Here is a 24,749-nt window from a genome sequence, read left to right on the forward strand (position 1 = left end):
AAAATAATGATAAAATAATATTTTTTTATATCGAAATTCGAAATAGATGATAGCCTTTTCTACCTATTTTATGGCATTTCGGGTATCGAATGTTTATCCTCAAATGGATCATGAGAAAAAAAGCACGATTCCTTTTTAATAGAAAACCGTTGGAAATACAGAATAAACATATTTTACCATCATTTCCAAGCGACTTAATTCCCTATTTTTCGCTAGGACTTCCACAAAAATTCGGGTCTACTCTTATTTGCCTATCTCTATTAAACTGAAAATACAGAATAATCAAACGGATCATTCTAATAGACTACGGATGATTATTCTGAAATAAGAAAAAGGGATGTGGAATGTGCGTGAAAAAGAAAAATGTGATGACAAGTGTTTTATTGGCTGTCCCTCTTCTGTTTTCAGCAGGGTTTGGAGGCTCGATGGCAAATGCCGAGACTGCCTCAAAGTCAGAAAGTGAAAAAAGCTATATCGTTGGCTTTAAAGCTTCTGCCACCACAAACAGCTCTAAGAAACAAGCAGTTACACAAAATGGTGGGAAATTAGAAAAACAATACCGCCTCATTAATGCTGCACAAGTGAAGATGTCTGAACAAGCCGCAAAAAAACTTGAACACGACCCTAGCATTGCTTATGTAGAAGAAGACCACAAAGCAGAAGCATATGCACAAACCGTCCCTTATGGTATCCCTCAAATCAAAGCTCCAGCCGTACACGCTCAAGGTTATAAAGGTGCTAACGTCAAAGTAGCTGTCCTTGATACTGGAATCCACGCCGCACACCCTGACTTAAATGTTGCAGGCGGTGCTAGCTTCGTCCCTTCAGAGCCAAATGCCACACAAGACTTTCAATCACACGGAACTCACGTAGCCGGAACCATTGCTGCCCTTGATAACACGATTGGTGTTCTTGGGGTTGCGCCAAGCGCCTCCTTGTATGCCGTTAAAGTGTTAGATCGTTACGGCGATGGACAATACAGCTGGATTATCAGTGGTATTGAATGGGCTGTTGCCAATAACATGGATGTCATCAATATGAGCTTAGGCGGACCAAACGGCTCCACAGCGCTTAAAAATGCTGTAGACACAGCGAATAATCGCGGAGTGGTTGTCGTTGCCGCAGCAGGGAATTCAGGTTCCACTGGCTCTACTAGCACCGTAGGCTATCCTGCAAAATACGACTCTACGATTGCTGTTGCCAACGTGAACAGCAACAATGTCAGAAACTCATCTTCTAGCGCAGGTCCTGAATTAGATGTTTCTGCACCTGGTACATCGATTTTAAGTACAGTACCAAGCAGTGGATATACGTCTTATACGGGAACATCAATGGCATCTCCTCATGTAGCAGGAGCAGCAGCGCTTATCCTTTCTAAGTATCCGAATCTATCAACGTCTCAGGTTCGTCAGCGCTTAGAAAATACGGCAACACCGCTTGGTAATTCGTTCTATTATGGAAAAGGATTAATTAACGTTCAAGCAGCTTCTAACTAAAATACGTGTGACAAAAAATCCGGCTCAGTTAGCCGGATTTTTTTATTTATTGCTTTTTCGATATTTCCTCTTTTTTCGCCGCTTTTTCCATATCGATGATTCTCTCCATCATCGTTGGGTGTCCATAGCGGAATATTTTCACTAAAAGTGGCGGATTGACTTGGGAAAGCCCTGATTTTGCAAGCTTTTGAAATGACGTCATCCCCGCCTCTCCATCCTTTGTCAAGTTCACAGCATATTCATCAGCTGCACGTTCTTGATGTCTTGACACAGCATTTGTAATAGGAGAAGCAACAAATGACAGCATAGATACAATGATCAAAAGAAGCGGAAGAGCAGCAACGTCATATGGTGCCTTCAGACGAAATGGAGAAGCGCCTTTTTGGTAAAGGGAAAAATAAAGACGGTCAATGGCAAAAAATCCAACCAGAGACAGCACTAAATATCCTGCTAAACCGATATATACATGCTTCATCACGTAATGACCCATCTCATGCGCCATGATAAATAAGATTTCACGATCTTTCAGCTTTTGAAGTGTCGTATCCCACAAAACAATACGCTTATTTTCACCAATTCCTGTGACGTAAGCATTCATCGTGTTTGTTTTCTCTGACATGTTGACTTCATATACATGATCTGCTGGAATGTGTGCTTTCTCTGCAAGGGTTAATATCTTTTTCTCAAGCGCATGATCCTTCAATGGGTAAAAATCATTGTAGAGTGGATCAATAACGACCGGCTGTATAAAGAAGAGAAACAGTGTAACTGGAACGGTTAAACACCAAGCATACAGCCACCAATATTTCCTTTTCTTTTGAATGAGCCAAAAGAACACAATGGCGCATAGAACAAGCAGCGGATATTGAATCCAAAAATCAAGCGTTTGGTCTTTTAGCCAGCTTGCCGTGCTTTGTGCTGAAACACCGTAGTACAAGGACAACTGGTAGCTCACCCACTTGACTGGCAATGTGATCAGCATCGTCAAAAGTGACAGCACAAACACATACACAAGTTTGCTCAAAAGATGAAAACGAGCTGCTGCCAAGCTCCAATCTGCTAATTTCCTTGAAAACCCTGAAATGAGCAAAAGGAAAAAGACATACCAATCTAAAGGAATTGTCATAAAGTACAACAGGTTACGAATGTTCGAGTAACTTCCACTAATCACAAGCTCATGGCTTGTCATAAATGTATGCGGGTCTGCACTTGTCCCTTTCACACTGTCAGGGACAGATGAATCCCCCATTAGAAATAAGTAAGAATAAATAAAAAGACCGTACAATATGTATGCTACCGTTGCAAGAGCTACCCATTTGCGTACTCGCACTGGTCAGCCTCCTTTCCATTTCTCTCTCTATTGTAATCACGCACGTTTTTGTTTAGAACCTGTCTCATGTGGCTCCATCATAGCATGCCCTATCTGAAAAAGCTTGAGTGAAAAAAATGATTATGCTGTTCAAAAATCGGAGAAACTAGCTATAAAAAAGTGAGTTGGAGGTTCATCATGAAGAAAATCCTTGCAGGAATTGTGATCTTTGGGCTTTTACTGATTACCTTCTTTTATGTGTTCAGCCGGACAAGTGACATCTTCGATGAAAATCGAGCAGAGAAATTATTGCTTTCACCGACGAACCAGTCCATTTCTTATGAAATAGATGATAAAGATACAACTGAGGATCTAATTGAACAATTAAACAAAGGGAAACAAACAAGCAACCATCTCAAAAAGAATGTAAAAAAGCCAGATTATATCGCCAAGGTCATGTTCGGACGGACAAATGGCACTTCTTTTCAGCTATGGACCAACCGCTCTCAAGTTGTTTTTTTAGTAGACGGCACCTATTATGAATTAAATCAAAAACAGTCAAATTCCTTTCGAAAACAGGTACAAGAAGCGATTCAAAAAGGAGACTCTTCATAAGAGACTCCCTAGATTGTAGACAAAGGGATAAAATGAACTTGATTTTATCCCCTTGTCTTCTTTTCAGCGTGATAGAAAACCTTTGCAGTCTAGGAGGCGCGGAGCGAATGTGAACCAAGCGCGCAGGACTGACAAAGAATGCGAGGGTTTGTCTACACGCTGAGGAGACTCTTCATAAGAAGAGACTCTTTTTTTATTTACTTGTTTCTGCTTGGTACTTATCCTTTAGCGCTCTTCTTAAAATTTTACCAGTCGTGTTTTTTGGAATATCATCAATGAAATGGATCGTTTGGGGCTGCTTATATTTTGCCAAATAGCGTGAACAATGTGTGATGATGTCTTCTTGATTGATGTGAGCATGTTTCTTAGGGGAAATGTAACAGACAACAGCCTCTCCTGTGTTTGGATCGGGCACACCGATGACAACGGCTTCTGCTACAGCTTCATGTTGATAAAGCACTTCTTCTACTTCTCTTGGATAGACATTATACCCGCCAACGAGAATCATATCCTTTTTTCGATCGACGATATAAATATATCCGTCTTCATCTCTTCTCGCCAAATCTCCTGTGTACAGCCAGCCATCTTTCAGTGCTGCTTCTGTGTCTTCTGGCATTTGATAATAGCCTTTCATAATGTTTGGCCCTTTTGCAATCAATTCTCCGACTTCGTTTGGTCCAACTTCCTCTCCAAGTTCATTCACGATCTTATTTTTCACATTCATAATATCAGTTCCGACTGAACCTGGTTTTCTTTTTCCATCAAGGGGATTGAATGCCGTCACTGGGGAAGCCTCTGACAATCCATAGCCCTCTAGCACCGTGACACCGAACTTTTCTTCAAAACCGTGAAGTAAAGCAACAGGCATGGACGCACCGCCTGATATACAAATCCTCACCGACTTCATCGCTTCCTCATGACCGTCCTGACGATATAAATAGTTATACATGGTTGGAACACCAACAAATAGCGTTGGTTTTTCTTTCTCCATCATTCGTAAAAGCTCTGATGGGCTGAAATGCGGCAGGACATAGATGGTCGCTCCATGAATCAAAGGGGCATTCATACAGACGGTCAAACAAAACACATGGAACATCGGCAAAGCAGCAATCACCTTGTCCTTCTCATCAATTGACAGGTACTCCGCAATGTCTCTTGCATTTGAATATAGGTTAACATGAGTGAGCATTGCCCCTTTTGGTTTTCCTGTTGTGCCAGATGTAAATAAAATAACGGCCGTATCGTCAGGTTTTATGGAAGGATGCTCAGTTTCCGGCGCATCTCCAGACACAAGCTTTCCGAAGAAAACAAGACGATCAGATACTTCTTTTAAACTTGACCTGCACGCAGATTCATTTTGTGCACAAATAATGACTCGTTCAATAGCTGGAAGCTGTTCATACACCTGCTCGTATATCGGCAGAAGCTGATCCGGTGCAACAATCCCTTTTACATCACCAGTGACCAGCATATAGCCGATTTCACTTGGCGTATATGTTGGATTGACAGGTACAACAACAAGTCCTGCCTTTAATGCACCAAAAAATGAAATCACAAAATGCGGTGAATTTCCTAAAATCAGCGCGATATGATCTCCCGCTTGAAACCCTTCGCTCACTAAACCATCTGCAAAACGTTCGATACTTGTCATCAGTTCTTGATAGGTCCACTTGTTCCCTTCAAAGATCAGTGCGACGTTCTCTCCCTTGGTCATCGCAGTCTGCTCAAGATTTTTGATCAAATCCATTCTCCCACCCCTTATACTTCATCAATGAATGAATAGCCATTCATTTTATGACCAAACATTCCTCCTTCCTATTATAATAGACAATCGAAAAAATTCACAAGATCAAATGTAAACCGCTTTCATCTCTTTCATTAGAAAAAGCACCGCTATCTCTAGCCGTGCTTGTCCTTGCTTAATAAATCAAATCCAGAAAATCTTCTTTTGATACGTTACCAAAATAATGGCGCATATCCATGTCTTCTAATACATCACTAATGGTTTTGCGATCATATTGGTGCCCAATGAGTCGTTTCTCAATATCAGCAATATCCCCTACACCAAAGAAGTCACCAAAAATTTTGCAGTCTTGAATGATGCCTTTTTTCACTTCTAATCGAAGATCAATCGATCCAGCTGGAAAACGCTTAGAGTGCTGCAAGTTAAACTTAGGTGAACGGCCGTAGTTCCATTCCCATTTTTGGTATCGATCACGAGAAATCTCATGAATCTTCTCCCAATCCTTTTCTGTCAGCTGATACTCAGGCACGTCTCCGTTCGTGTCAAAAATATAGCTTAAAAGAATTTTTCTAAATTCTTCTGTTGTCATCTTTTGATCCATCAGTTCACTAATATTCGCAACCCTGCTTCTAATGGATTTGATACCTTTTGATTCGATCTTTTCTTTCTTCACATTTAATGCCGAGACAACATGTTCGATTTCTGAATCAAATAATAGGGTGCCATGACTGAAGATACGTCCTCGTGTAGCAAATTGAGCATTCCCCGAAATTTTACGCCCATCTGCCATGATGTCATTTCTGCCGCTTAATTCCGCTTTGACGCCAAGCTTTTCAAGCGCTTTGATGACTGGCTCGGTGAATTTTTTAAAGTTATGAAAGCTGTCCCCATCGTCTTTTGTAATAAAACTGAAGTTCAAGTTTCCTTTGTCATGGTAAACTGCACCACCGCCAGATAACCTGCGAACGACTTTGATGCCATTGTCTTCGACATATTTTGTATTGATTTCTTCTATTGTATTTTGGTTCTTTCCAATAATAATGGATGGCTGGTTGATGTAAAACAGCAAATACGTTTCTTCTGGATCTAAATATTTTAAGCAATACTCTTCAATTGCTAAATTAATCATTGGGTCATAATGTTGCTCGTTATCGATAAACAGCATCTCTATCTTCCTTCCTTGTTCCATCTAAGCCCTGATTGGGCAAGCTGTATATTGCCAGTATATAACGCCTGTGCTTCATTGACTAGGTCTTTATGTCGACCGAAATGAGGCAAATGGGTGATGATAAGCTCTCCAACATTTGCTTCACTTGCCAGCTTCCCTACTTCAGTGCTGTTCATATGTCCTGCACCCGATCCGTCTTGTCCGGCGTAAAAGTTGCTTTCGGCAATAAGTAAGTCTGCATCCTTGCTAAAAGGGATAAATGCATCTTGATAGCTGGAGTCAGCTGTATACACCACCACAGCCTCATTTGCCTGAATTCTCATCGCATAGCATTCTGCCGGATGAACCGTTTTCAAAAAATCAATTTGAAATGGTCCAATTTGAATGCCCTCTTCCGGGTGATAAGGTTTTGTCTTTGTATGTACATCATCAGAGAGCCGCTGAAATGCTGCTTGATCCCCGGTATGTCCGTAGATCGTCAGCGGACCACTGCTTTTTCCTAAATGATAACCCACTAGCTTCGCATATTGGAGAGGTCCGATATCTGCAACATGATCGTGATGATAATGAGAAAGGAGTACAGCATCTAGTTCTTCTATATCAATGTATTGCTGAAGCTTTGACAGAACTCCGCTCCCGCAGTCGACAAGCAGACGAAAACCATCTGATTCAAAAAGATAACCTGATGTGGCTTCACCAGCTGCTGGAAATCCTCCGTAGCAGCCAATCACGGTTAATTTCATCGTCATATTTCCTCCTTTTCAAAAAATCCCCTTCTTACAATATACCCATTTTTCATAAAAAAAGCATTCTTCTTGCCTATTGTTACAAAACAGATTGACAATTACCAATCTGTTATAATACAATGATAGCAATAAAACGTATTGGAGGATGACAAATGCTAGGAAAAATCACTGAGTTTTTTAGAAATTTGCCTTCAAAAAAATGCACAAAATGTGGAAATGATTTAATGGAACAGCACGAGTGTTACGGTAATGAATGTGAGGAATGCTCACAAGTAAGTTATCTTAAATAAGGAAATAAATAGAACAAAAAAGCACTTTTTTCCTCCTTCGTCAGTTGGAGTCAAAAGTGCTTTTTATTTTTTCTGAAAAATAGGTAAAAAGGTAAAACCCTTGGTACAGAAGGGTTTTTTAGTATTTTCATATGATGACTTTTAGTTCGGAAGGCACTTTTTATTGACTTAAAACAACGAAGGGGGTTCGAAGTGTCCATTTTTTCAAATAATTTTGTATTTTCTTAATATAATTTAATCGTGGACGAACCTCTTTAATTTTAGTTATACTTTAATTCATATATTAAAACTTAATATAATGGGAATATTCCTTTAATGAATATGTTAGGGAGGAAATCTATGAAAAAATTAAAATTTGGATTAGCTACTCAAATCCTAATCGGTCTTATTCTCGGTGTCGTGGTTGGTGCGATCTTTTTCGGTAACCCTGGTGTTGAGACATATTTAAAACCAATTGGAGACTTCTTCTTACGACTCATTAAGATGATTGTCATTCCGATTGTCGTATCTAGCTTAATTTTAGGTGTTGCAGGTGCGGGTGATGGTAAAAAAGTAGGGAAGCTTGGTTTTAGAACCATTCTTTATTTTGAAATTATCACAACGTTTGCGATCATCCTTGGTCTTGTGCTTGCGAACTTTGTTCAACCAGGTGCAGGCGTTGACTTTGGACATACAGAAAAACAGGATATTAGCCAGTATGTTGAAACGGAAAAAGAACAAAGCAGTAAATCGGTTGCTGATACGTTCCTTCATATCGTTCCGACGAACTTCTTCCAATCATTGGCGGAAGGTGATTTGCTTGCGATTATTTTCTTCACTGTATTATTCGCACTTGGCGTTTCAGCGATTGGTGAACGCGGCAAACCAGTGCTCGCCTTCTTTGAAGGTGTGTCACATGCGATGTTCCATGTCGTCAATGTTGTGATGAAAGCTGCACCATTTGGTGTGTTCGCGCTCATTGGTGTGACAGTATCAAAATTTGGTCTTGAATCTCTTGTTTCATTAGGTAAGCTCGTAGGTCTTGTTTATTTTGCGCTCGCTCTCTTCCTTATCGTTGTATTCGGAATTATTGGAAAGATGATTGGCGTCAATATTTTCAGATTTCTTGCTTACATGAAAGACGAAATGCTTCTCGCCTTTAGTACATCCAGCTCTGAAACAGTTTTACCGAGAGTCATGGATAAAATGGAGCGCATCGGGTGTCCAAAAGGAATTGTTTCTTTTGTTATCCCAATTGGTTATACATTTAATCTAGACGGCTCCGTCTTGTATCAAGCCATTGCGGCGCTTTTCCTAGCGCAGGTATATGGCATTGACCTCACAATCGTACAGCAGCTCACACTAATCCTTGTACTGATGGTGACATCAAAAGGAATGGCTGCCGTTCCTGGTACATCCTTTGTTGTATTACTTGCAACACTTGGAACGATCGGTGTTCCTGCTGAAGGTCTAGCCTTTATTGCAGGTGTTGATCGTATCATGGATATGGCAAGAACCGTTGTCAACTTAACTGGTAATGCACTTGCAGCTGTCGTGATGTCTAAATGGGAAGGGCAATATGACCCTGAAAAAGGACACCGCGTGATGACTGGACAAGATGTACCTGAGCCAACACAGCTTTCAAGCTAATCAAAAAGAACCCCGCGATCGGGGTTCTTTTTTTATACTGTGATTAATTTGCTTTGAACATAGTGGTACAGTAGATTGGCTGTATGAATCAATGAATCTTCATGGGTTCTTTCAAAGGCATGCGAAGAGTCAATGCCAGGTCCAATCAGTCCATGAATGATATCATGCCCTGCTCGAATCGCTGCCGACGCATCTGAGCCATAATAAGGGTATATATCAAGGCGGTAATCGATCTTATTTGCCTCAGCTAATGCTGCTAAATGTTTGCGCAGACCATAGTGATAAGGACCGCTAGAATCCTTCACACATATCGACACACTGTATTCATCGGTTGATTGACCATCACCGATGGCTCCCATATCAACAGCCAAATATTCCACCGTTTCTTCCGGGATATTCGAGTTCCCACCGTATCCGATTTCTTCATTATTTGAAATTAAGAAATGTGTCGTATGCGGCAATGTGATGTTCTCTGTTTGAATGCGGTGAATCAATCTCAGCAACAACGCCACACTTGCCTTATCATCAAGGTGTCTTGATTTAATAAAACCTGAAGATGTCACTTCCACTCTAGGATCAAATGAGATAAAGTCTCCTACTTGAATGCCGAGTGCTTGCACATCGTCTGCATTTTTCACTTTCTCATCTAAGCGAATCTCCATATTTTCTTGATTTCGCTTCGCTTTTCCAGCGTCCTCATATACGTGAACGGACGTTTGATGCATCAGAATGGTACCTGTGTATGTACGGCCTGTTACTGTTTCAATTTCACAATACTCGCCTTCTATCGAGTTATATTGAAAGCCTCCAATGAGTGCAAGACGCAGCCGGCCATTTGATTTAATTTCTTTGACCATCGCACCGAGCGTATCGACATGTGCTGTCAACATGCGGTGTTCCTTGTCATCTGTTCCTTTTAGGGTGGCAATTAATCCGCCTTTTCGATTTCGCTTCGTTTCAATATGTAAATCTTGTAAAAAACGTTCGACAAAGCCAATCACTTTCTCAGTATTTCCTGATGGACTTGGGATTGACACAAGCTTTTGAATAAGCTGAACCGTTTCATTTACTTCCGTTGTCATTCGGCATATCCTCCTTCATCTAAAAGAAATTCTTTCCAAGCATGCCTTTTTTCAGCATCCTTCTTAAAATATATCGCTTCGGGTTCCTGATGTCTAATTTCTAATAGAAAAAACTTTCTCAGGAAAGAGAAAGGTTTCAGAATGTTGACAAAGGGCTAAAATGAACTTGATTTTAGCTCTTTGTCTTCTTTTCAGCGTGATAGAAAACCTTTGAATTCTAGGAAGGACGAGTACCGGTGCGGAGCGAATTTGACATTCGTGAGCACCGGCACACAGGACTGACAAAGAATGCGAGGGTTTGTCTACACGCTGAAACCTTTCTCATGAAAGAGAAAGGTTTTTTTGATTAAGCTTCTTCTTGTTTCATTTTTCTTATGTTCCAAGCAAAGTATGCTGTTGTTGCAGCCATCATGATGATGGCTACTGTTCCAAGAATCGCTGCTTGGTGCCATAAATAACTGTTATCACCGCTTGCAATGATCGTTCTAAATCCGTTGATGGTATACGTCATTGGAAGCAGACTGTGAATAACTTGGAAGAATTTTGGTACAAGCTCAAGCGGGAATGTACCCGCACTTGCTGCAAGCTGAAGAACCAAGATAATGACGGCAATAAAGCGTCCTGGGTTCCCCATCGTCGTCGCAAGAAGCTGAATGATCGCTAGGAATGTCAGACTGACGATGATCGCAAAGAGATAGAAGCGCCAGAGGCTTTCCACTTCAAGTCCAAGTCCAAAGATCAGCATGGAGCTTGCAATCACTGCCTGCAAGATACCGACTAAGAGAAGCACACTATATTTGCTGACAAACCATTCAAACGCATTTCTAGGGCGTCCTGCAGGATCTTTCATTGGGAATACAACAGTCAGCATAAGAGCTCCAACAAAGAGTCCCATTGATAAAATATATGGTGTGAGCCCTGTTCCATAGTTATCAATTTTTTTCGCTGTATCATTCTCTGTTTTGACTGGGCTTGCAATCATATTGTAGTTGTCCTGCCCCGCATCAATGTCTCCTGTTTCATCTGCAGCGCTTTTTAGCTTATCAGAAAGCTTTCCAGTTCCACTTTTTAAGTCACCTAATCCTTTATCAAGGGATTTTGACCCTTCAGCCAGTTTAGATGAGTTGCTTTGGATACTCGCTGATCCACTTTCTAGTTTATTCAATGCTGCACTAAGCTGGCTTGAACCATTTGCCAGTTTATCCGCACCACTTTTCGCTGTATCAAGCTTTCCATTTGCTGTTTGCAGGCCATCTTGTAATTTCCCTTGGCCCGTTTGAAGCTTCAGTGCACCTTGATACAATTTATTCGTACCGGATGTCATTTGATCAATCGCATTTTGTATGGCGACTGTCGATGTATACAGCTGTTCTGTTTTCTCTGGCAGCTGCTTGACTTGCTGTAGCTGTGCTTTTGCAGATGCAACCGCAGACTGAACTTCACTTGCGTCAGGCAGTTCCTGCAGCGCCGCTAAGCTTTGCTCAAGACCAGACAAATCAGGCAGTTCAATTTTAGGAAGACTGTCTAGCTGATCCATTGCCGCCTTTTTCTCTTCATCTGTCATCGAGCTGTTTTGAATAATACTTTTTACTTTTGCATCTCGATTAGATAATGCTTCTTTTAAAGAAGCAAGTTTGGTACTAAACGTTTTTGCATCTTCTTTCACCTGATCAATCTTAGGCGCCATCTTTTCAAGATTCGCTAATTCAGGTGAAGACAATACTTTCTCCACAGCAGCGATTTTTTCTGAAAATGACTGTGCTTTATTGTTCAGCTGCTCAATGCCTGCTGTGAATTGCGGCATTTTAGAAGAAAGCTGCTCATGTCCTTCACGGCTTGTGTTTAACCCTTCGGTCAATGTATCAATTCCTGTGCCAAGCTCACCAAATTTCTGATCAATCGTTTGATAGCCTGTTAAGAGCTGACCAAGACCGCTATCAAGAGATTGAATTCCAGTGTTCAGTTCACCCATTTTTCCTGCAAACTGATGAACACCTTCGCTATACGTTAACGTTCCTTCTGCCAATTTCGCCAGATTGTCTTTTAACTTTTGGCTACCGTCTTTTGCGCTTTTTGTTCCGTCATCAATTTTCTTCGCTCCATCGCTTGCTTGATCTAATCCTTTTGCAATCGTTTTGAAGTTATCAAAGATGACCTCTGCATAATTTTCTGTGACTTCCTTTGAAACCGAATCTTTTAATTTGATAATGGCGTTATTCGCAATTTGAGACGCAGCATAGTTTGCGCCTGGATTCGTATAATATTTCAGATTCGATTTTTTCGGATGTTTGTCTAGTACTGTACTCGCATTTTTCGAGAAATCTTTCGGAATCTCGACGACGAGATAATAGTCTTCGTTATTTAACCCATTGATGGCCTTTTCTTCACTATCAACAAAATGCCATTTAAAACTATCGTTTTTCTTCAATTCCTTCACTAAATCATCGCCCACTTGAAGGGTTTTGCCGTCATAATGACTGCCTTCATCCAAGTTGACAACCGCTACAGGTAATTGATCAACTGTACCATATGGATCCCAGTAAGCTTTTAAAAATACACCACTATAAATCAGTGGAATAAATAAGACAGCTAAAATCGGGATCAGTAGTTTTTTGCTCGTCACAATGTCTTTCCATTGATTCCGAATTACATTCATTGCTGTTTTCCTCCCATTGATGAATGACTAAATTAAGAATTCGGTCATTTGAACTCAAAAAAATTATGTTGTTGCAGACAGTCCTTTTAGTACATAAAGCTCGAGCGATTCAGCGACCTCTTCTTTTGTTAAAGGCTCATATCGCTTTTCCCAGTCGAAAATAAGTGCAATATATAGTTTCACCATCACAAATGCCGTCAATTCAGGATCACAGGGCTTAATGTCGCCTTTTTCAATCGCTTCTTTTACTTTTGTTTTAATATAGCGAATGATCATCTGCTCCATTTTTTCAATCATTTCTTTCACTGCTGACGTGCCAAGCTCCGCATTTTCCTGAAAGATTTTAATTGTAAGTTGGTGGTTTTTTCGAAATTCTAATATTGCAAAGAGTGCTAAATGAAGGTTTTCTGAGAAACTATTCTTCTCATCTATTGCTTCATCTGCAATTTTCTTCATCTCCATTAACAGTGATGTGAAAATTTCATCGAACAGCTCTTCTTTGTTTTTGAAAAAGGTATAAATCGTTCCTTTTCCGACGTTGGCAAGCTTTGCTACAAGGTCCATTGTCGTGGCTTTATACCCGAACTGAGTAAATGCCTTTGTTGCTCCATCTAAAATCATTTGTCTCCTATCAACACTCATGATCTCACTCCCAAAATGACTATTTGAACGTTTCGGTCATTAAGTACAGAAAGTAATATACCATATCCTTTTCCTCAGATGCAACAACTTTGTTCAATTTTATTATTCACCACTCTTTTCTAAACATACAAACATGAAAAACTCCCTTTCCATGACAGAAAAGGGAGTTTGTTTTTTATGAAAATAGATAAGATACAGCTTCTGAGATGGCAGCTTTTCCTTGATCAATACAATCAGGAATTCCAACACCTTCAAATGCAGCACCCGTGATATAAATACCAGGATATGATTGCTTAAACGTTTCTCTCATCGTCGAAATCTGTTTTTGATGACCCACATGATATTGCGGCATGCTTGTTTTCCAGCGAGTCACTGTCGTCAGCTCTGGATCTGCTTTAATATCCATGATTTTCTTCAAATCCTCCAGCACGATGCTCACGATTTGATGATCAGACTGTTCGACAATTGATTCATCGCCAGCTTTCCCAACATATGCACGAAGCAATGTTTTTCCTTTAGGTGCAGTGTGAGGCCATTTCTTATTTGTCCACGTACATGCTGTAATGGAGAAATCACTATTTCTTGAGATGACAAAACCAGTGCCATCATATTCATTGTGAACATCCTCTTCTTTAAATCCGAGTGCAACTGTTGCAACAGAAGTCGATGTCATGTCATGCAAGTACTCAAGCCCTGCTTCTTTTGGAAACATGGAATAGATCGATTGGTGAGGAGTTGTCACAATGGCAGAATCTGCAAAAAGCGTTTGACCGCTGTCTAATTGAACGCCATAACCTCCCTCGGCTTTTTCGATCTGGGTCACTTTTGTCCCTTTGTAAATCTTCGTCAGCTTGAGTTTACTTTCGACCGCTTCAACAAGTGCTTGCAGCCCTTGATTGATTGTCTGGAACTGTCCTTGCTTTTTCGCTGTCACTTGTTGCGCTTTTGCATGCTGCTGTGATTTTTTCATCCCAAGAATCAAACTACGATGCTTCTGTTCTGTTTGATAGAACTGCGGGAAGGTAGACATTAAGCTCAGGCGATCAATGTCACCAGCATAAATGCCTGATAGTAGCGGTTCAATTAAATTCTCCACCACTTCATCACCCACACGTCTTCTAAAAAATTCCCCCAGAGACTGATCTTCTGTCTGTTTGCTTTTTGGCAAAACGAAATCCATCGCTGCACGTGCTTTTCCGGCAACTGAAAAAAGCCCAGTTGTAATGAAAGGACTGATTTGAGTTGGAATGCCCATGACAGCGCCCTTTGGCATCGGATGAAGGGTTTCATTGACTAATACATACGCTTGCCCTGTTTCATTATTGACGAGCTGATCAGATAGCCCAACATCTTTTGCCAGCTGGGGTCCACTGACCTTTCTTTCTAAAAATGAATCGGGTCCACGTTCAATGATATAACCGTCTTTATATAATGTTTGAATTTTTCCACCTAGCCTAGGACTCGCTTCAATAAGAGATATTTGGATAGGAAGGCCTTTTTCTTCAATTTCCTTTTCCAAATAGAAGGCGGCGGCCAAACCCGTGATGCCACCGCCAATGATGACAAGGTGTTTTTGATTGTCATGCATAGGATCGCCTTCTTTTATATGATTACTTGCTTTCATTAAGCTTCTTTAATACGACTGCTGCCAGTGCATCAATAAATGCTGGTTTCGCATTTGGCATTTCTGGACGATAGTAGGCTGCGCCAATTTCATCCGTGACGACTTTACATTCATAATCATTGTCGTATAACACTTCAAGGTGATCAGCGACAAATCCAACAGGCACGTATACAAATGTTTTATAGCCTTTTTGTTCAAATAGGTCACGTGTGAGATCCTGTACGTCTGGTCCAAGCCATGGATCAGGCGTATTGCCTTCACTTTGCCAGCCAATTTCATAATGCTCAATTCCTGCACCTTCAGCAATCATTTTTGCAGATTGTGCAAGCTGATCAGGGTATGGGTCCCCTGCTGCAATAATTTTTTCAGGAAGACTGTGTGCAGACACAATCAGCACTGCTGAATCTCTTTCTTCCTGACTCATGGATGCATACGTCTCTTTCACTTGTTTCACCCAATAGTCCACAAACTTCGGTTCATCGTACCAGCTTTCAACAGAAGTAATGTTCAGATGGCCAAGCTTTTCTGCTTCATCTTGTGCACGTTTGTTATACGATTTCACACTAAATGTGGAGAAGTGCGGTGCAAGGACAATACTCACCGCTTCTGTGATGCCATCTCGGTGCATGTCAGCGACTGCATCTTCAATGAAAGGCTCAATATGTTTTAACCCAATGTATACATGAAATTCAATCTCGTCTTGGATCTCATTCAAATGTTCACACAAACCATTTGCCTGCTGTTCTGTAATTTTTGATAAAGGAGAAATGCCGCCAATTGCCTTGTAGCGGTCCTTTAAATCTTGCAGCATCTCCGGCTCTGGCTTTCTGCCTCTGCGGATATGTGTATAGTAACGTTCAATGTCTTCTTCTTTATATGGGGTGCCATATGCCATGACAAGTAGCCCCATTTTCTTTTTCTCCACAACCAACACTCCTTCAGATCATTTGAAATCATTTAGATGGATGTCTTTTTATGTTTAGCTGAATAATCGTGAATAAAATCAGTCAGCTTCTTTAACGTGTCTGGTGAGACATCAGGAAATACCCCGTGACCTAAGTTAAAGATGAATTGATCTGATTTCATTCCTTGATCTAAAATCGCTTTTGCTCTTTCTTCAATCACTTCCCAAGGAGAAAGTAAAATCGTTGGATCAAGGTTTCCTTGTAACGTTTTTGTTAAGCCTTCTTTTCGCGCTTCGTCTATACTCATACGCCAATCCAGTCCAACGACATCAAGCGGCAAGTCATGCCAATCTTTCGCCAGATGGCTCGCACCGACACCATACATAATCATTGGTACGTTTTCAGACTTCAGCTCTGTGAAAATACGCTGCATGACAGGCTTAATGAAGGTCCGGTAATCTGCTGCATTTAAAGCGCCAACCCAAGAGTCGAAGATTTGAAATGCTCGGACGCCTGCTTTTACCTGAGCGCGTATGTATGTGATCGTCATATCGGCTAATTTATTCATCAAAAGCATCCATGTCTCTGGCTCACTGTACATGAGCGCCTTTGTTTTATGATAATTTTTAGATGGACCGCCTTCGATCATATAGCTTGCCATCGTAAAAGGTGCACCTGCGAAACCAATCAGCGGAACATTCAACTGCTCCTCTGTTAACAGCTTGATCGTATCAAGCACATACGGCAGGTCTTCTTCAGGATGAAGCTCTCCAAGACGCTGGATATCTGCCTTTGTCCGAATAGGCGAGTCAATCACTGGTCCAATTCCATTTTTAATTTCAACATCCACACCAATAGCTGGAAGCGGAGTCATAATATCTTTATATAAAATAGCGGCATCTACACCATATTGTTCTACAGGAAGTCTTGTTACGTAAGCACATAGCTCTGGCTGATGCGTAATTTCAAATAGCCCGTATTTTTCTTTAAGGGCACGATATTCAGGCTGCGAGCGTCCTGCCTGTCTCATATACCAAACTGGTACATGGTCTGTTTTTTCCCCTTTGCACGCCTTTAAGAACGTGTCATTAAAAGCCTTCGTTTTTCCCATTACCTTTCATTCCACCTTTCGCCTCACACTCTCTTTGTATAAGGCTCAAACACTGCTTTTACTATACCGCTTTTTCAGGGCTCGGTATACTAAAGCGGCTCAATGTTCAAAAAATCGCCGAATATTAACGTCCAAAAGCCTCTGGCTTGATATAAGCACTACCTTCGCCTTCTTCTTGTGTTTGAGTATTGTATGGAACAACCTTATACTGCGCATCTGAAAACACATTTGCATACGGCATTGTGTAGCTGTTTGTTCCTGTTACAGAATCGATCAGGGTCTCGCTTCCATTTCTCTTTTCATAAATACGATATTCAACGCGTTTGTCTTCCTGTTCATCCCATGACAGCTCCAATGTAAAGAGCCCTTTGATTTTAAATGCATAACGTGCTTCAAAGCCTGACAGTCCTTCTAAATGGATTGGCGATTGAAGTTCTTTAATTCCCTCTGGTTTTTGGAATGTTTCATTGGTTATTTGGGCTGTCGTTAAAATATCTTTCATTAACTGCACTGGATACTGACTGCCGCCAGTTAAATAATGACTGTTATCCGTTTTGTCATACCCCATCCAGATTGCCCCTGTTGTACTAGGCGTGTAGCCAGCAAACCAAGCATCTTTCGTTGCCCCTTTGACACCGGAATACGTAGTTGTGCCTGTTTTACCAGCCAAATCTCCAGCGTATGATCCGCTCTGAGCGGTTCCGCCTTTGACGACCTGTTGAAGCATTCTTGTCATATTCCAAGCATTTTGTACGCTAAACACTCGTTCTTCTTTGTTTCGATTTTTTTCAACGGTTTCACCATCATCATTCGTGATTTTCTGAATGAAGAACGGCTTTTTATAGACGCCTTCATTTGCAAATGTATGAAATGCTCCAGCTATCTGCAACGGAGAAACCCCTTTTTCTAAACCGCCAAGCGCTATGGCAAGTCCTTTATCCGAAATATCCATTCCCATTTTCTCAAGATAGGATTTAGACGTATCGATGCCAAGCTGGCTTAACGTCCATACGGCAGATGTATTTTTACTTTTCATGAGAGCCTCTACCATCGTGACCCTGCCTTCGTACTGTCCATCGTAGTTCTTTGGAGAATAGCCGTCATAGCTTTTTTCCTTGTCCTCAAGCAGTGAATACGGTCTGAATTTTTTCTCCTGCATCGCTGGACCATATACTGCGATCGGCTTAAAGACAGAACCAGGCTGTCTAACAGCTGTGACTCTGTTATAGCCTCTTGCCTGATATTCTCGTCCGCCTATTGCTGCTTTTACACCACCAGATGCGTTGTCAATAAACACAGCGCTGCCTTCAGGTGACCCGCTTTTTCCCGGGAAATAACGATTGTTTTTCATCGCATCATAGGCAACTTTTTGCAAATTCATATCGATTGGTACGGTAATAGTATAGCCGCCTTGAAGCAATTGTTCATGCGAAATCGAATACTGTGATTCTGCTTCTTTAATCATGAGATCTACATAACTGTCCACCCAAGGGGTTTCTGATTTCTTTTTTAAATGAATACCAAGTGTTCTTCCTTTTGCTTCAACTGTTTCTGTAGAAGACAAATATCCTTGTTCATTCATTAAATTCAGGATGGTATCCCGTCTTTGTTTATTTTTATCTGGGTGTAGAACAGGGGAATACGTTGAAGGTGCCTTTGGCATGGCAGCAAGTGTAGCTCCTTCACTGACAGTGAGATCTTTTACATCTTTACTAAAATAGTAATTGGCCGCTGCTTGGATCCCATAGACGCCATGACCAAAGTAAAGCTGATTCAAATACATTTCAAGCAGCTTGTCCTTTGAATAATCTCTTTCTAAATTGATCGCAATAATGACTTCTTTTGTTTTTCGAAGAAACGTTTTATCATTTGTGAGAAAGATATTTTTGGCGAGCTGCTGGGTGATGGTACTGCCGCCTTCTACCTTTCCACCTGCTAATATATCTCGATAAACCGCCCTTGAAATCGATTGTGCATCAATTCCGTGGTGCTCATAAAAGCGCTTGTCCTCTACAGCAACAAAAGCTTTCGCCACTTTATCTGGGACCTCTTTTAATGACACAGGGTCCCGATTTTCTGAATACATGCTTGTGAGTTCTTTTCCATTCTGATCAATGATTTTCGAGGAAGCGTGAAAAACGAGCTTCTTTTCGTCTATGACATAATGTCCTAAAAATAAAATGGTCAGATAGCCAATAAATGAAAGCACGATTGTACTTCCTGCAATGACTAATGGAATGATTATCTTCTTTTTCTTCAAATTAGGTCACCTCATTCCTTTATACGGATAGTATGGGATGTATTGCTTCATAATATGTTTTATGGATTGACTACCAAAGAATTATATATCATTCTTTTGTTATACTATCAAGCAGGAGGCGGTTTAGATGAATTTCTATATTACATATGGAACAGCAGACTTTTTGCAAAAAATCGCAAAAAAACATCATCTTGAAAATCTGCTTTATACGGTCGGTAAGGAACAAGCGGCTCTTTTTCATGAAACGGAGGGTGAGACAGTCTTTAAAGCACCCCATGCCTATGATGTGATTTATACAAAAGGTGAGCTCGTCCAATCTGGCTTTGTCACGCTGAATCATATCCCTGTAAAGCTCGAAAGCAGAGCACTTTTTGAATCCACCTTTCAGAAAAAAACAAATATGTCAGAACACCAGCGCGGCTTTCAGGCGCTTCGTGTGTTAAGACCAAAAAAGGATGAAGAAGTGTACTTAATTTTGACCCTTTGGGAATCTGAAGACTTATTTCAAGACTTTCAAGAGTCAGAAGCCTTCTTTCAGCCGCACGAGGATACTGGCTCCATCTTCTCTCGTCCTGCCTATCTGACATCCTATCATGCCGTCATAGACCATTAAAGAAGTGCTGCTCTTCGCACTTCTTAGATTGTTGACAAAGGGCTAAAATGAACTTGATTTTAGCCCTTTGTCTTCTTTTCAGCGTGATAGAAAACCTTTGCAGTCTAGGAAGGACGAGTACTGGAGCGGAGCGAATTTGACATTCGTGAGCACCAGCACGCAGGACTGACAAAGAATGCGAGGGTTTGTCTACACGCTGGGAAGTGCTGCTCTTCGCACTTCTTTTTTTCATAAAAAAAAGCCCTTCTACTGCTGGGCTTTCAACGCTTATCTCTAAGCTCGTACCGATGAATGATTGGCTGAAGTACATAAAAATTCAGCAAGATCCATCCTAATAAGATGGGCCATTTGAGCATAGGTGAAGCACCTTTCATCTGAATAAGTAGTACCAACAGTGGAATCAAACAAATCATCAAAAAGCTCATCTTCGAAACGAACGTTTCTTTGATTTGATGCCGGCAGCTTGGACAAAGCATCATTCTCGTATGCGATAAATGAAATTTTTCGACGAAAGAAAATGCTTTTGAACAATTTGGACAGCTTCCCAATGCCACTCCCCCTTTTTCAAGCTTCATACTTAACCTTCGACTTTTATGTAAAATGACCTTTTCTATCATTCTCGACATCCTCTTCTGTTGAAAGATTCTAACAATTACCATACAATCAGTAAAAGAGCCTAAAGGAGGTTTTCGGATCAATGACAGTATCCACTTTACACAAAAGGATCAATGAACGTCTTGATGAACATTATGAGGAAATGGTTGAAATTAGACGCTATCTCCATATGAATCCAGAACTTTCTTTTCAGGAAGAGGAAACAGCTGCTTACATCGCTCAATATTATGACAGATTACATATCCCAACACGCACACATGTAGGCGGACATGGTGTACTCGCTTTTATTGAAGGAACTTCCCCTGGACCGACCATTGCACTGAGAGCTGATTTTGATGCACTTCCCATTCATGATGAAAAGGATGTACCTTACCGTTCAACAAAACCTGGCGTCATGCACGCATGCGGTCACGATGGCCACACAGCAACACTTCTCGTCTTAGCGAAGATCTTACATGAGCACCGAGATCAATTAAAAGGAAAAATCGTCCTCATTCATCAACACGCTGAAGAATATGCCCCCGGCGGTGCGAAACCAATGATTGAAGATGGCTGTTTAGACGGTGTTGACGTCATTTTCGGCACCCACCTTTGGTCCTCAGAGCCATGCGGCACTGTTCTTTATAAAAGCGGGAACTTTATGGCAGCCGCCGATCGTTTCTCTATTCAAGTGCAAGGGAAAGGCGGACATGGCGCACAGCCGCACCTGACGAAAGATGCCGTACTCATCGGTTCACAAATTGTAGCCAATCTTCAGCAGGTCGTGGCCCGTAAAGTCAACCCGATTGATTCTGCGGTTGTATCTGTAGGGGGATTTGTCGCTGAAAATGCCTTTAACGTCATTGCAGATTCGGCCGTGCTGACAGGTACTGCACGTTCCTTTGAAGAGAGTGCACGCCATATCATTGAACGTGAAATTGAACAGGTGGTGAAAGGTGTCTGCCACATGCACGATGCTTCTTATACTTATGAATATGTAAGAGGCTATCCTGCAGTCAAAAATCACCCTGCACCAACTGAATATATAGCAGAAATAGCCAAACAGACAGAAGGAGTCACAGAAGTAAAAGAAGCCGAAACCCAAATGGGCGGAGAAGACTTTGCTTACTACCTTCAGCATGTTCCTGGTACTTTCTTCTACACAGGCGCTATGCCAGAAAACAGCCAAGATGTGTATCCACACCACCATCCAAAATTTGATATTAACGAAAACGCAATGCCTGTCGCAGCAAAGGTAATCGCTCATGCCGTCCTTTCCTACGATGAATGAAAAAAAGCCGCTGCTGGGCAGCGGCTTTTCTATTTCGATTCTTTCAACACTCTCAAGTGAAACACATGGCGTGCGACTTCACCAAGCTGTCCTGTCAGCTGATGATTTGCCACCCCGCCAACAGCGGCACCGACCACAGGCATTAATTGAAACAGCTTCACAAGATCAATATAATCTCGATATTCCTGCTGAAAGCTATACCAATCCATTTCTTCCCGGGTTGTTTCCCATTCTTCAATGAGTTTCATCATTTTTTGACGGTGTGCACTGCTTGAAAAGGCGAGTTGAAAAATACAAAGCAAAAAGAGCCTTTCCTCTTTTTGAGACAAGTCAAATCCATATATACAAGCAAGTTCATATAGACATTTCATTTTAATACTCAAAAGTAGAGGGAAATCCGCCATTCCGAGAAACAATCCACCCGCACCTGTGCCAATTCCTTCAATCGCAGCGGCCTTTTGATAATATGTCACCTTTTCCTTTGCCAGCTCATTTCGCTCTACAAGAGACAATTGTTCATCAATGACTGTAAATGAAGTAAAATGGCTTCCTGATACGGTGGATTCAACCATTGTTTTCACCGCACTTGTGATGACTTGATGAAATCGAGCAGGGATTCGGCGATTCACTTGCTGCTGAACACCTTTTGAAAACCGCTCGATCTTGGATGGTTTTCTTAAAAAACGCATTTGAAAAAAAATGGCCTCTTCATACAGTTCCCGTTCAGCTGCATTCATCCCAGTTCCCTCCTTGGTGACATCATACGCTCGCTGTAAAAAACAATTCTCCGCTTATCTCATCTTTTTTAATCTGCTTTGTACGTAAGGCTTGAATAGGACAAGCACAAATACCAATGAAATGAGAAGAGCAAGTCCGCTTCCCTTCCATCCACCTGCTGGGAAAACGGCGGAGCTCAGTAAAATTGACTGGATAATGAGTACATTTCGTACGAGAACAAAAAAGCTTCGATCTTTTTCTTGCTGAGACACAGGATAAAGTGCCTGTAACGACAGATGAGCAAAGTGCTTTGTTAACGGGACAAGCTGTACACCTGTGATAAAGACTGTAAACAAGACAAGTAATGCCCCCACCCAGCCTGCTGCACCTGTATACAAGAGGATGAGCACAAACACGACCGTTAACCTAAACACAAGACCAAAATAGTCATTTGAACGTAAAAACGCCCTCACATACATATAAGAAAAAGCTTTACGCTGTTCATAAGGAACAAACTGCAAGACCCAGTCCATATACGCCCTTCTTTTCACTTGTTTCTTTAAATGAGGGACATCCGTAAATAAGTTTGCCAAGCGGTAAAAACGCTGTTTTCGTTTTAACTCATCAGAAATATGCAATTCCCATTGAAAGGGCTGTTTTTTTACTGCATTTGTTAGATAAATGAGATAGACAGCATATAAAAGATAAAAGACGATGGCAATGGCATAAGCTGCTTGTAAAACGGTATACATTAACATTGTATTGAGCAGAAAACGAATCACTGCATCAATCCATCTGACATGTTTCCCTTGAAAATAAGTGATTCTCCATTGAATTGCTGTATTCAGACCTTTTATTAAGATCATTTGCGCCAAAATGAGCACATATAGCATCAGATCGCCTGAGGAGACAGCCGAATATAGCGGAAGTGCAATAATGGACACGGCAATCAAAGGAAATAACTGAGAAATGAAGCTAAAGTTAAACGCTTGTTTTAAATAAGGGTCCATCTTAGCTTCCAAAGGAAGCATAAACACAAGATCTGCCTCTTTGATCAACGTTCGCACGTAAGAACTAGTCAGTACCAATGAGAAAACAACTGCCATGACCCAATAGGATGGGAAGTGAGCTGGAATATGCTTCAGCCAATTACTGTACCAGCTCGCCCCGCCTGCAAGGAAAAAAATGAGCACAATCACAAGATGATCGTTGAACATATATTTTAAATATTTTCTTGTTTCTTGTACGTGTTCTTCTAATCGTGATTTCCAAATGGTTTGCGTTGTTTTACTCATAGCTTTCTTCCTTTGTTAATTCCAAATAAAGATCATCGAGTGTCGCATCTCTCATGTTGAACTGCTCTCTTAGTTCTGTCAGTGTTCCTTTCGCTCTAATTTCCCCTTCATGCAAAATAATAAAGGAATCACAATAACGTTCCGCTGTGGCTAAAATATGCGTTGACATCAGAACACTTGCGCCATTTTGTTTCGCCGCATTCATACGTTCTAATAGTGCGTTGATCGCAAGCGGATCAAGCCCTAAAAACGGCTCATCGATAATATACAACTCTGGCTCCACAAGAAACGCACACATAATCATCACTTTCTGCTTCATCCCTTTAGAAAAATGAGCAGGGAACCATTTCAATCGCTTCTCCATTCGGAATTCCTTCAGCAAAGACGGCAGACGTTCTTCTAATTGTTCTTTTGAAAGGCCGTAAGCCATCGCTGTCAGCTCTAAATGCTCTTTTAACGTTAATTCTTCATATAAGACAGGTGTCTCTGGAATAAACGTAAATTGTGAACGATACGCCTCTTGATCTTCTTGAAGGGTTCGTCCATTCAGCTCAATGACCCCTTTATGAGGTTTCATTAATCCAATAATATGACGAATGGTTGTACTTTTTCCCGCCCCGTTTAAGCCAATGAGACCAACGATTTGGTTTCTTTCTAATTCAAATGAAATATTTTTCAGAACGGGATTCTTTGTATATCCACCCGTTACATCTTTTACAGTTAGAAGGGACATCAGTTCGTTCCTTTCTTTCTTTTTTCCTTTATAGTACCAAAAACGAAAGACAATTTGAAATGTTTACCTATAGACAACTCATGAATAAAACATCGGCATACTGGTCATCATAATGTATGTAGAAGAAATGAACTTGATGACCAATACGTAAATGAGGTGTTTGTTAAAGGCAATAACCGCATGACAAGTTGGTTTTTCATCTAAAAACCTTAGCTTCTGTTTTGCTTCA

At 41.0% G+C, this 24,749-nt stretch carries 21 protein-coding genes; 6 read left to right on the plus strand and 15 right to left on the minus strand.

The genetic code is table 11. From position 1 onward, the window contains the following. Positions 1-344 precede the first annotated feature (344 nt). Positions 345-1,496, plus strand: coding sequence for a serine alkaline protease SapB (locus KFQ09_RS04520; RefSeq protein WP_019743331.1), 1,152 nt, complete (start codon positions 345-347; stop codon positions 1,494-1,496). Positions 1,497-1,542: 46 nt separating this feature from the next. Here KFQ09_RS04520 and KFQ09_RS04525 read toward each other — a convergent pair whose 3' ends face one another. Beyond that, on the minus strand, positions 1,543-2,826 hold the full coding sequence (locus KFQ09_RS04525) for a M48 family metallopeptidase (RefSeq protein WP_255836060.1): 1,284 nt from the start codon (positions 2,824-2,826) through the stop codon (positions 1,543-1,545). 177 nt (positions 2,827-3,003) lie between these two features. Between KFQ09_RS04525 and KFQ09_RS04530 the strand changes: the two genes are divergently transcribed. Next, positions 3,004-3,420, plus strand: a complete 417-nt coding sequence (locus KFQ09_RS04530; RefSeq protein ID WP_113747670.1) for a YhfM domain-containing protein — start codon at positions 3,004-3,006, stop codon at positions 3,418-3,420. A 193-nt stretch (positions 3,421-3,613) separates the two neighbouring features. Here KFQ09_RS04530 and KFQ09_RS04535 read toward each other — a convergent pair whose 3' ends face one another. The 3 genes from KFQ09_RS04535 to KFQ09_RS04545 all read right to left on the minus strand — a co-directional run bounded on the left by KFQ09_RS04535 (position 3,614) and on the right by KFQ09_RS04545 (position 7,075). Continuing rightward, positions 3,614-5,167 carry a fatty acid--CoA ligase family protein gene (locus KFQ09_RS04535; RefSeq protein WP_255836061.1) on the minus strand — a complete coding sequence of 518 codons (1,554 nt, stop codon included), beginning with the start codon at positions 5,165-5,167 and terminating at the stop codon, positions 3,614-3,616. A gap of 172 nt (positions 5,168-5,339) precedes the next feature. Then, the gene (locus tag KFQ09_RS04540; RefSeq protein ID WP_045034866.1) at positions 5,340-6,329 is read right to left on the minus strand and encodes a lipoate--protein ligase; all 990 of its coding nucleotides are present in this window, start codon (positions 6,327-6,329) and stop codon (positions 5,340-5,342) included. A gap of 2 nt (positions 6,330-6,331) precedes the next feature. Further along, positions 6,332-7,075, minus strand: coding sequence for an MBL fold metallo-hydrolase (locus KFQ09_RS04545; RefSeq protein WP_045034874.1), 744 nt, complete (start codon positions 7,073-7,075; stop codon positions 6,332-6,334). Between the two features lie 155 nt (positions 7,076-7,230). Between KFQ09_RS04545 and yhfH the strand changes: the two genes are divergently transcribed. Together yhfH and KFQ09_RS04555 are read left to right on the plus strand one after the other, a co-directional pair. Continuing rightward, complete coding sequence (gene yhfH / locus KFQ09_RS04550; RefSeq protein WP_008359029.1) at positions 7,231-7,368, plus strand: protein YhfH; 138 nt, start codon at positions 7,231-7,233, stop codon at positions 7,366-7,368. A gap of 339 nt (positions 7,369-7,707) precedes the next feature. Beyond that, positions 7,708-8,997 carry a glutamate/proton symporter GltT gene (locus KFQ09_RS04555; RefSeq protein ID WP_008348850.1) on the plus strand — a complete coding sequence of 430 codons (1,290 nt, stop codon included), beginning with the start codon at positions 7,708-7,710 and terminating at the stop codon, positions 8,995-8,997. A 32-nt stretch (positions 8,998-9,029) separates the two neighbouring features. On the opposite strand, the gene KFQ09_RS04560 is transcribed toward KFQ09_RS04555, so the two are convergent. From KFQ09_RS04560 to KFQ09_RS04590, 7 genes are all read right to left on the minus strand, one after another. Beyond that, positions 9,030-10,079, minus strand: a complete 1,050-nt coding sequence (locus tag KFQ09_RS04560; protein WP_025207042.1) for a M42 family metallopeptidase — start codon at positions 10,077-10,079, stop codon at positions 9,030-9,032. 346 nt (positions 10,080-10,425) lie between these two features. After that, on the minus strand, positions 10,426-12,735 hold the full coding sequence (locus tag KFQ09_RS04565; protein ID WP_113747673.1) for a YhgE/Pip domain-containing protein: 2,310 nt from the start codon (positions 12,733-12,735) through the stop codon (positions 10,426-10,428). A 63-nt stretch (positions 12,736-12,798) separates the two neighbouring features. Continuing rightward, positions 12,799-13,377 (minus strand): TetR/AcrR family transcriptional regulator, encoded by a 579-nt coding sequence (locus tag KFQ09_RS04570; RefSeq protein ID WP_026050070.1) that lies wholly within the window; start codon positions 13,375-13,377, stop codon positions 12,799-12,801. 175 nt (positions 13,378-13,552) lie between these two features. Continuing rightward, positions 13,553-14,965, minus strand: a complete 1,413-nt coding sequence (gene hemY, locus KFQ09_RS04575; protein ID WP_008348859.1) for a protoporphyrinogen oxidase — start codon at positions 14,963-14,965, stop codon at positions 13,553-13,555. Positions 14,966-14,987: 22 nt separating this feature from the next. Next, positions 14,988-15,926 carry a ferrochelatase gene (gene hemH / locus KFQ09_RS04580; RefSeq protein WP_017366949.1) on the minus strand — a complete coding sequence of 313 codons (939 nt, stop codon included), beginning with the start codon at positions 15,924-15,926 and terminating at the stop codon, positions 14,988-14,990. 32 nt (positions 15,927-15,958) lie between these two features. Continuing rightward, on the minus strand, positions 15,959-17,017 hold the full coding sequence (hemE, locus tag KFQ09_RS04585) for a uroporphyrinogen decarboxylase (protein ID WP_007497181.1): 1,059 nt from the start codon (positions 17,015-17,017) through the stop codon (positions 15,959-15,961). A gap of 124 nt (positions 17,018-17,141) precedes the next feature. Further along, positions 17,142-19,277, minus strand: a complete 2,136-nt coding sequence (locus tag KFQ09_RS04590; RefSeq protein WP_017360307.1) for a transglycosylase domain-containing protein — start codon at positions 19,275-19,277, stop codon at positions 17,142-17,144. Between the two features lie 127 nt (positions 19,278-19,404). On the opposite strand from KFQ09_RS04590, the gene KFQ09_RS04595 reads away from it, so the two are divergent. Continuing rightward, positions 19,405-19,890, plus strand: coding sequence for an antibiotic biosynthesis monooxygenase family protein (locus KFQ09_RS04595; RefSeq protein WP_007497177.1), 486 nt, complete (start codon positions 19,405-19,407; stop codon positions 19,888-19,890). Between the two features lie 260 nt (positions 19,891-20,150). Here KFQ09_RS04595 and KFQ09_RS04600 read toward each other — a convergent pair whose 3' ends face one another. Next, positions 20,151-20,444: a hypothetical protein gene (locus KFQ09_RS04600; RefSeq protein ID WP_224562986.1), complete on the minus strand. Its 294-nt coding sequence runs from the start codon at positions 20,442-20,444 to the stop codon at positions 20,151-20,153. A gap of 143 nt (positions 20,445-20,587) precedes the next feature. On the opposite strand from KFQ09_RS04600, the gene KFQ09_RS04605 reads away from it, so the two are divergent. Further along, the gene (locus KFQ09_RS04605) at positions 20,588-21,775 is read left to right on the plus strand and encodes a M20 family metallopeptidase (protein ID WP_050827107.1); all 1,188 of its coding nucleotides are present in this window, start codon (positions 20,588-20,590) and stop codon (positions 21,773-21,775) included. A gap of 29 nt (positions 21,776-21,804) precedes the next feature. Here the strand turns inward: KFQ09_RS04605 and KFQ09_RS04610 are convergent, their stop codons facing one another. The 3 genes from KFQ09_RS04610 to KFQ09_RS04620 are packed head-to-tail and all read right to left on the minus strand — an operon-like array spanning position 21,805 to position 24,520. Further along, the gene (locus tag KFQ09_RS04610; protein WP_041507511.1) at positions 21,805-22,512 is read right to left on the minus strand and encodes an EcsC family protein; all 708 of its coding nucleotides are present in this window, start codon (positions 22,510-22,512) and stop codon (positions 21,805-21,807) included. A 54-nt stretch (positions 22,513-22,566) separates the two neighbouring features. Continuing rightward, positions 22,567-23,787: an ABC transporter permease gene (locus KFQ09_RS04615; protein ID WP_017360312.1), complete on the minus strand. Its 1,221-nt coding sequence runs from the start codon at positions 23,785-23,787 to the stop codon at positions 22,567-22,569. Next, positions 23,780-24,520, minus strand: coding sequence for an ABC transporter ATP-binding protein (locus KFQ09_RS04620; protein ID WP_008348877.1), 741 nt, complete (start codon positions 24,518-24,520; stop codon positions 23,780-23,782). Before KFQ09_RS04620 ends, KFQ09_RS04615 begins: the two co-directional genes overlap by 8 nt. Between the last annotated feature and the right edge of the window lie 229 nt (positions 24,521-24,749).

The organism is Bacillus sp. FS02, from assembly GCF_024398395.1.
Classification (GTDB): Bacteria; Bacillota; Bacilli; order Bacillales; family Bacillaceae; genus Bacillus; species Bacillus altitudinis.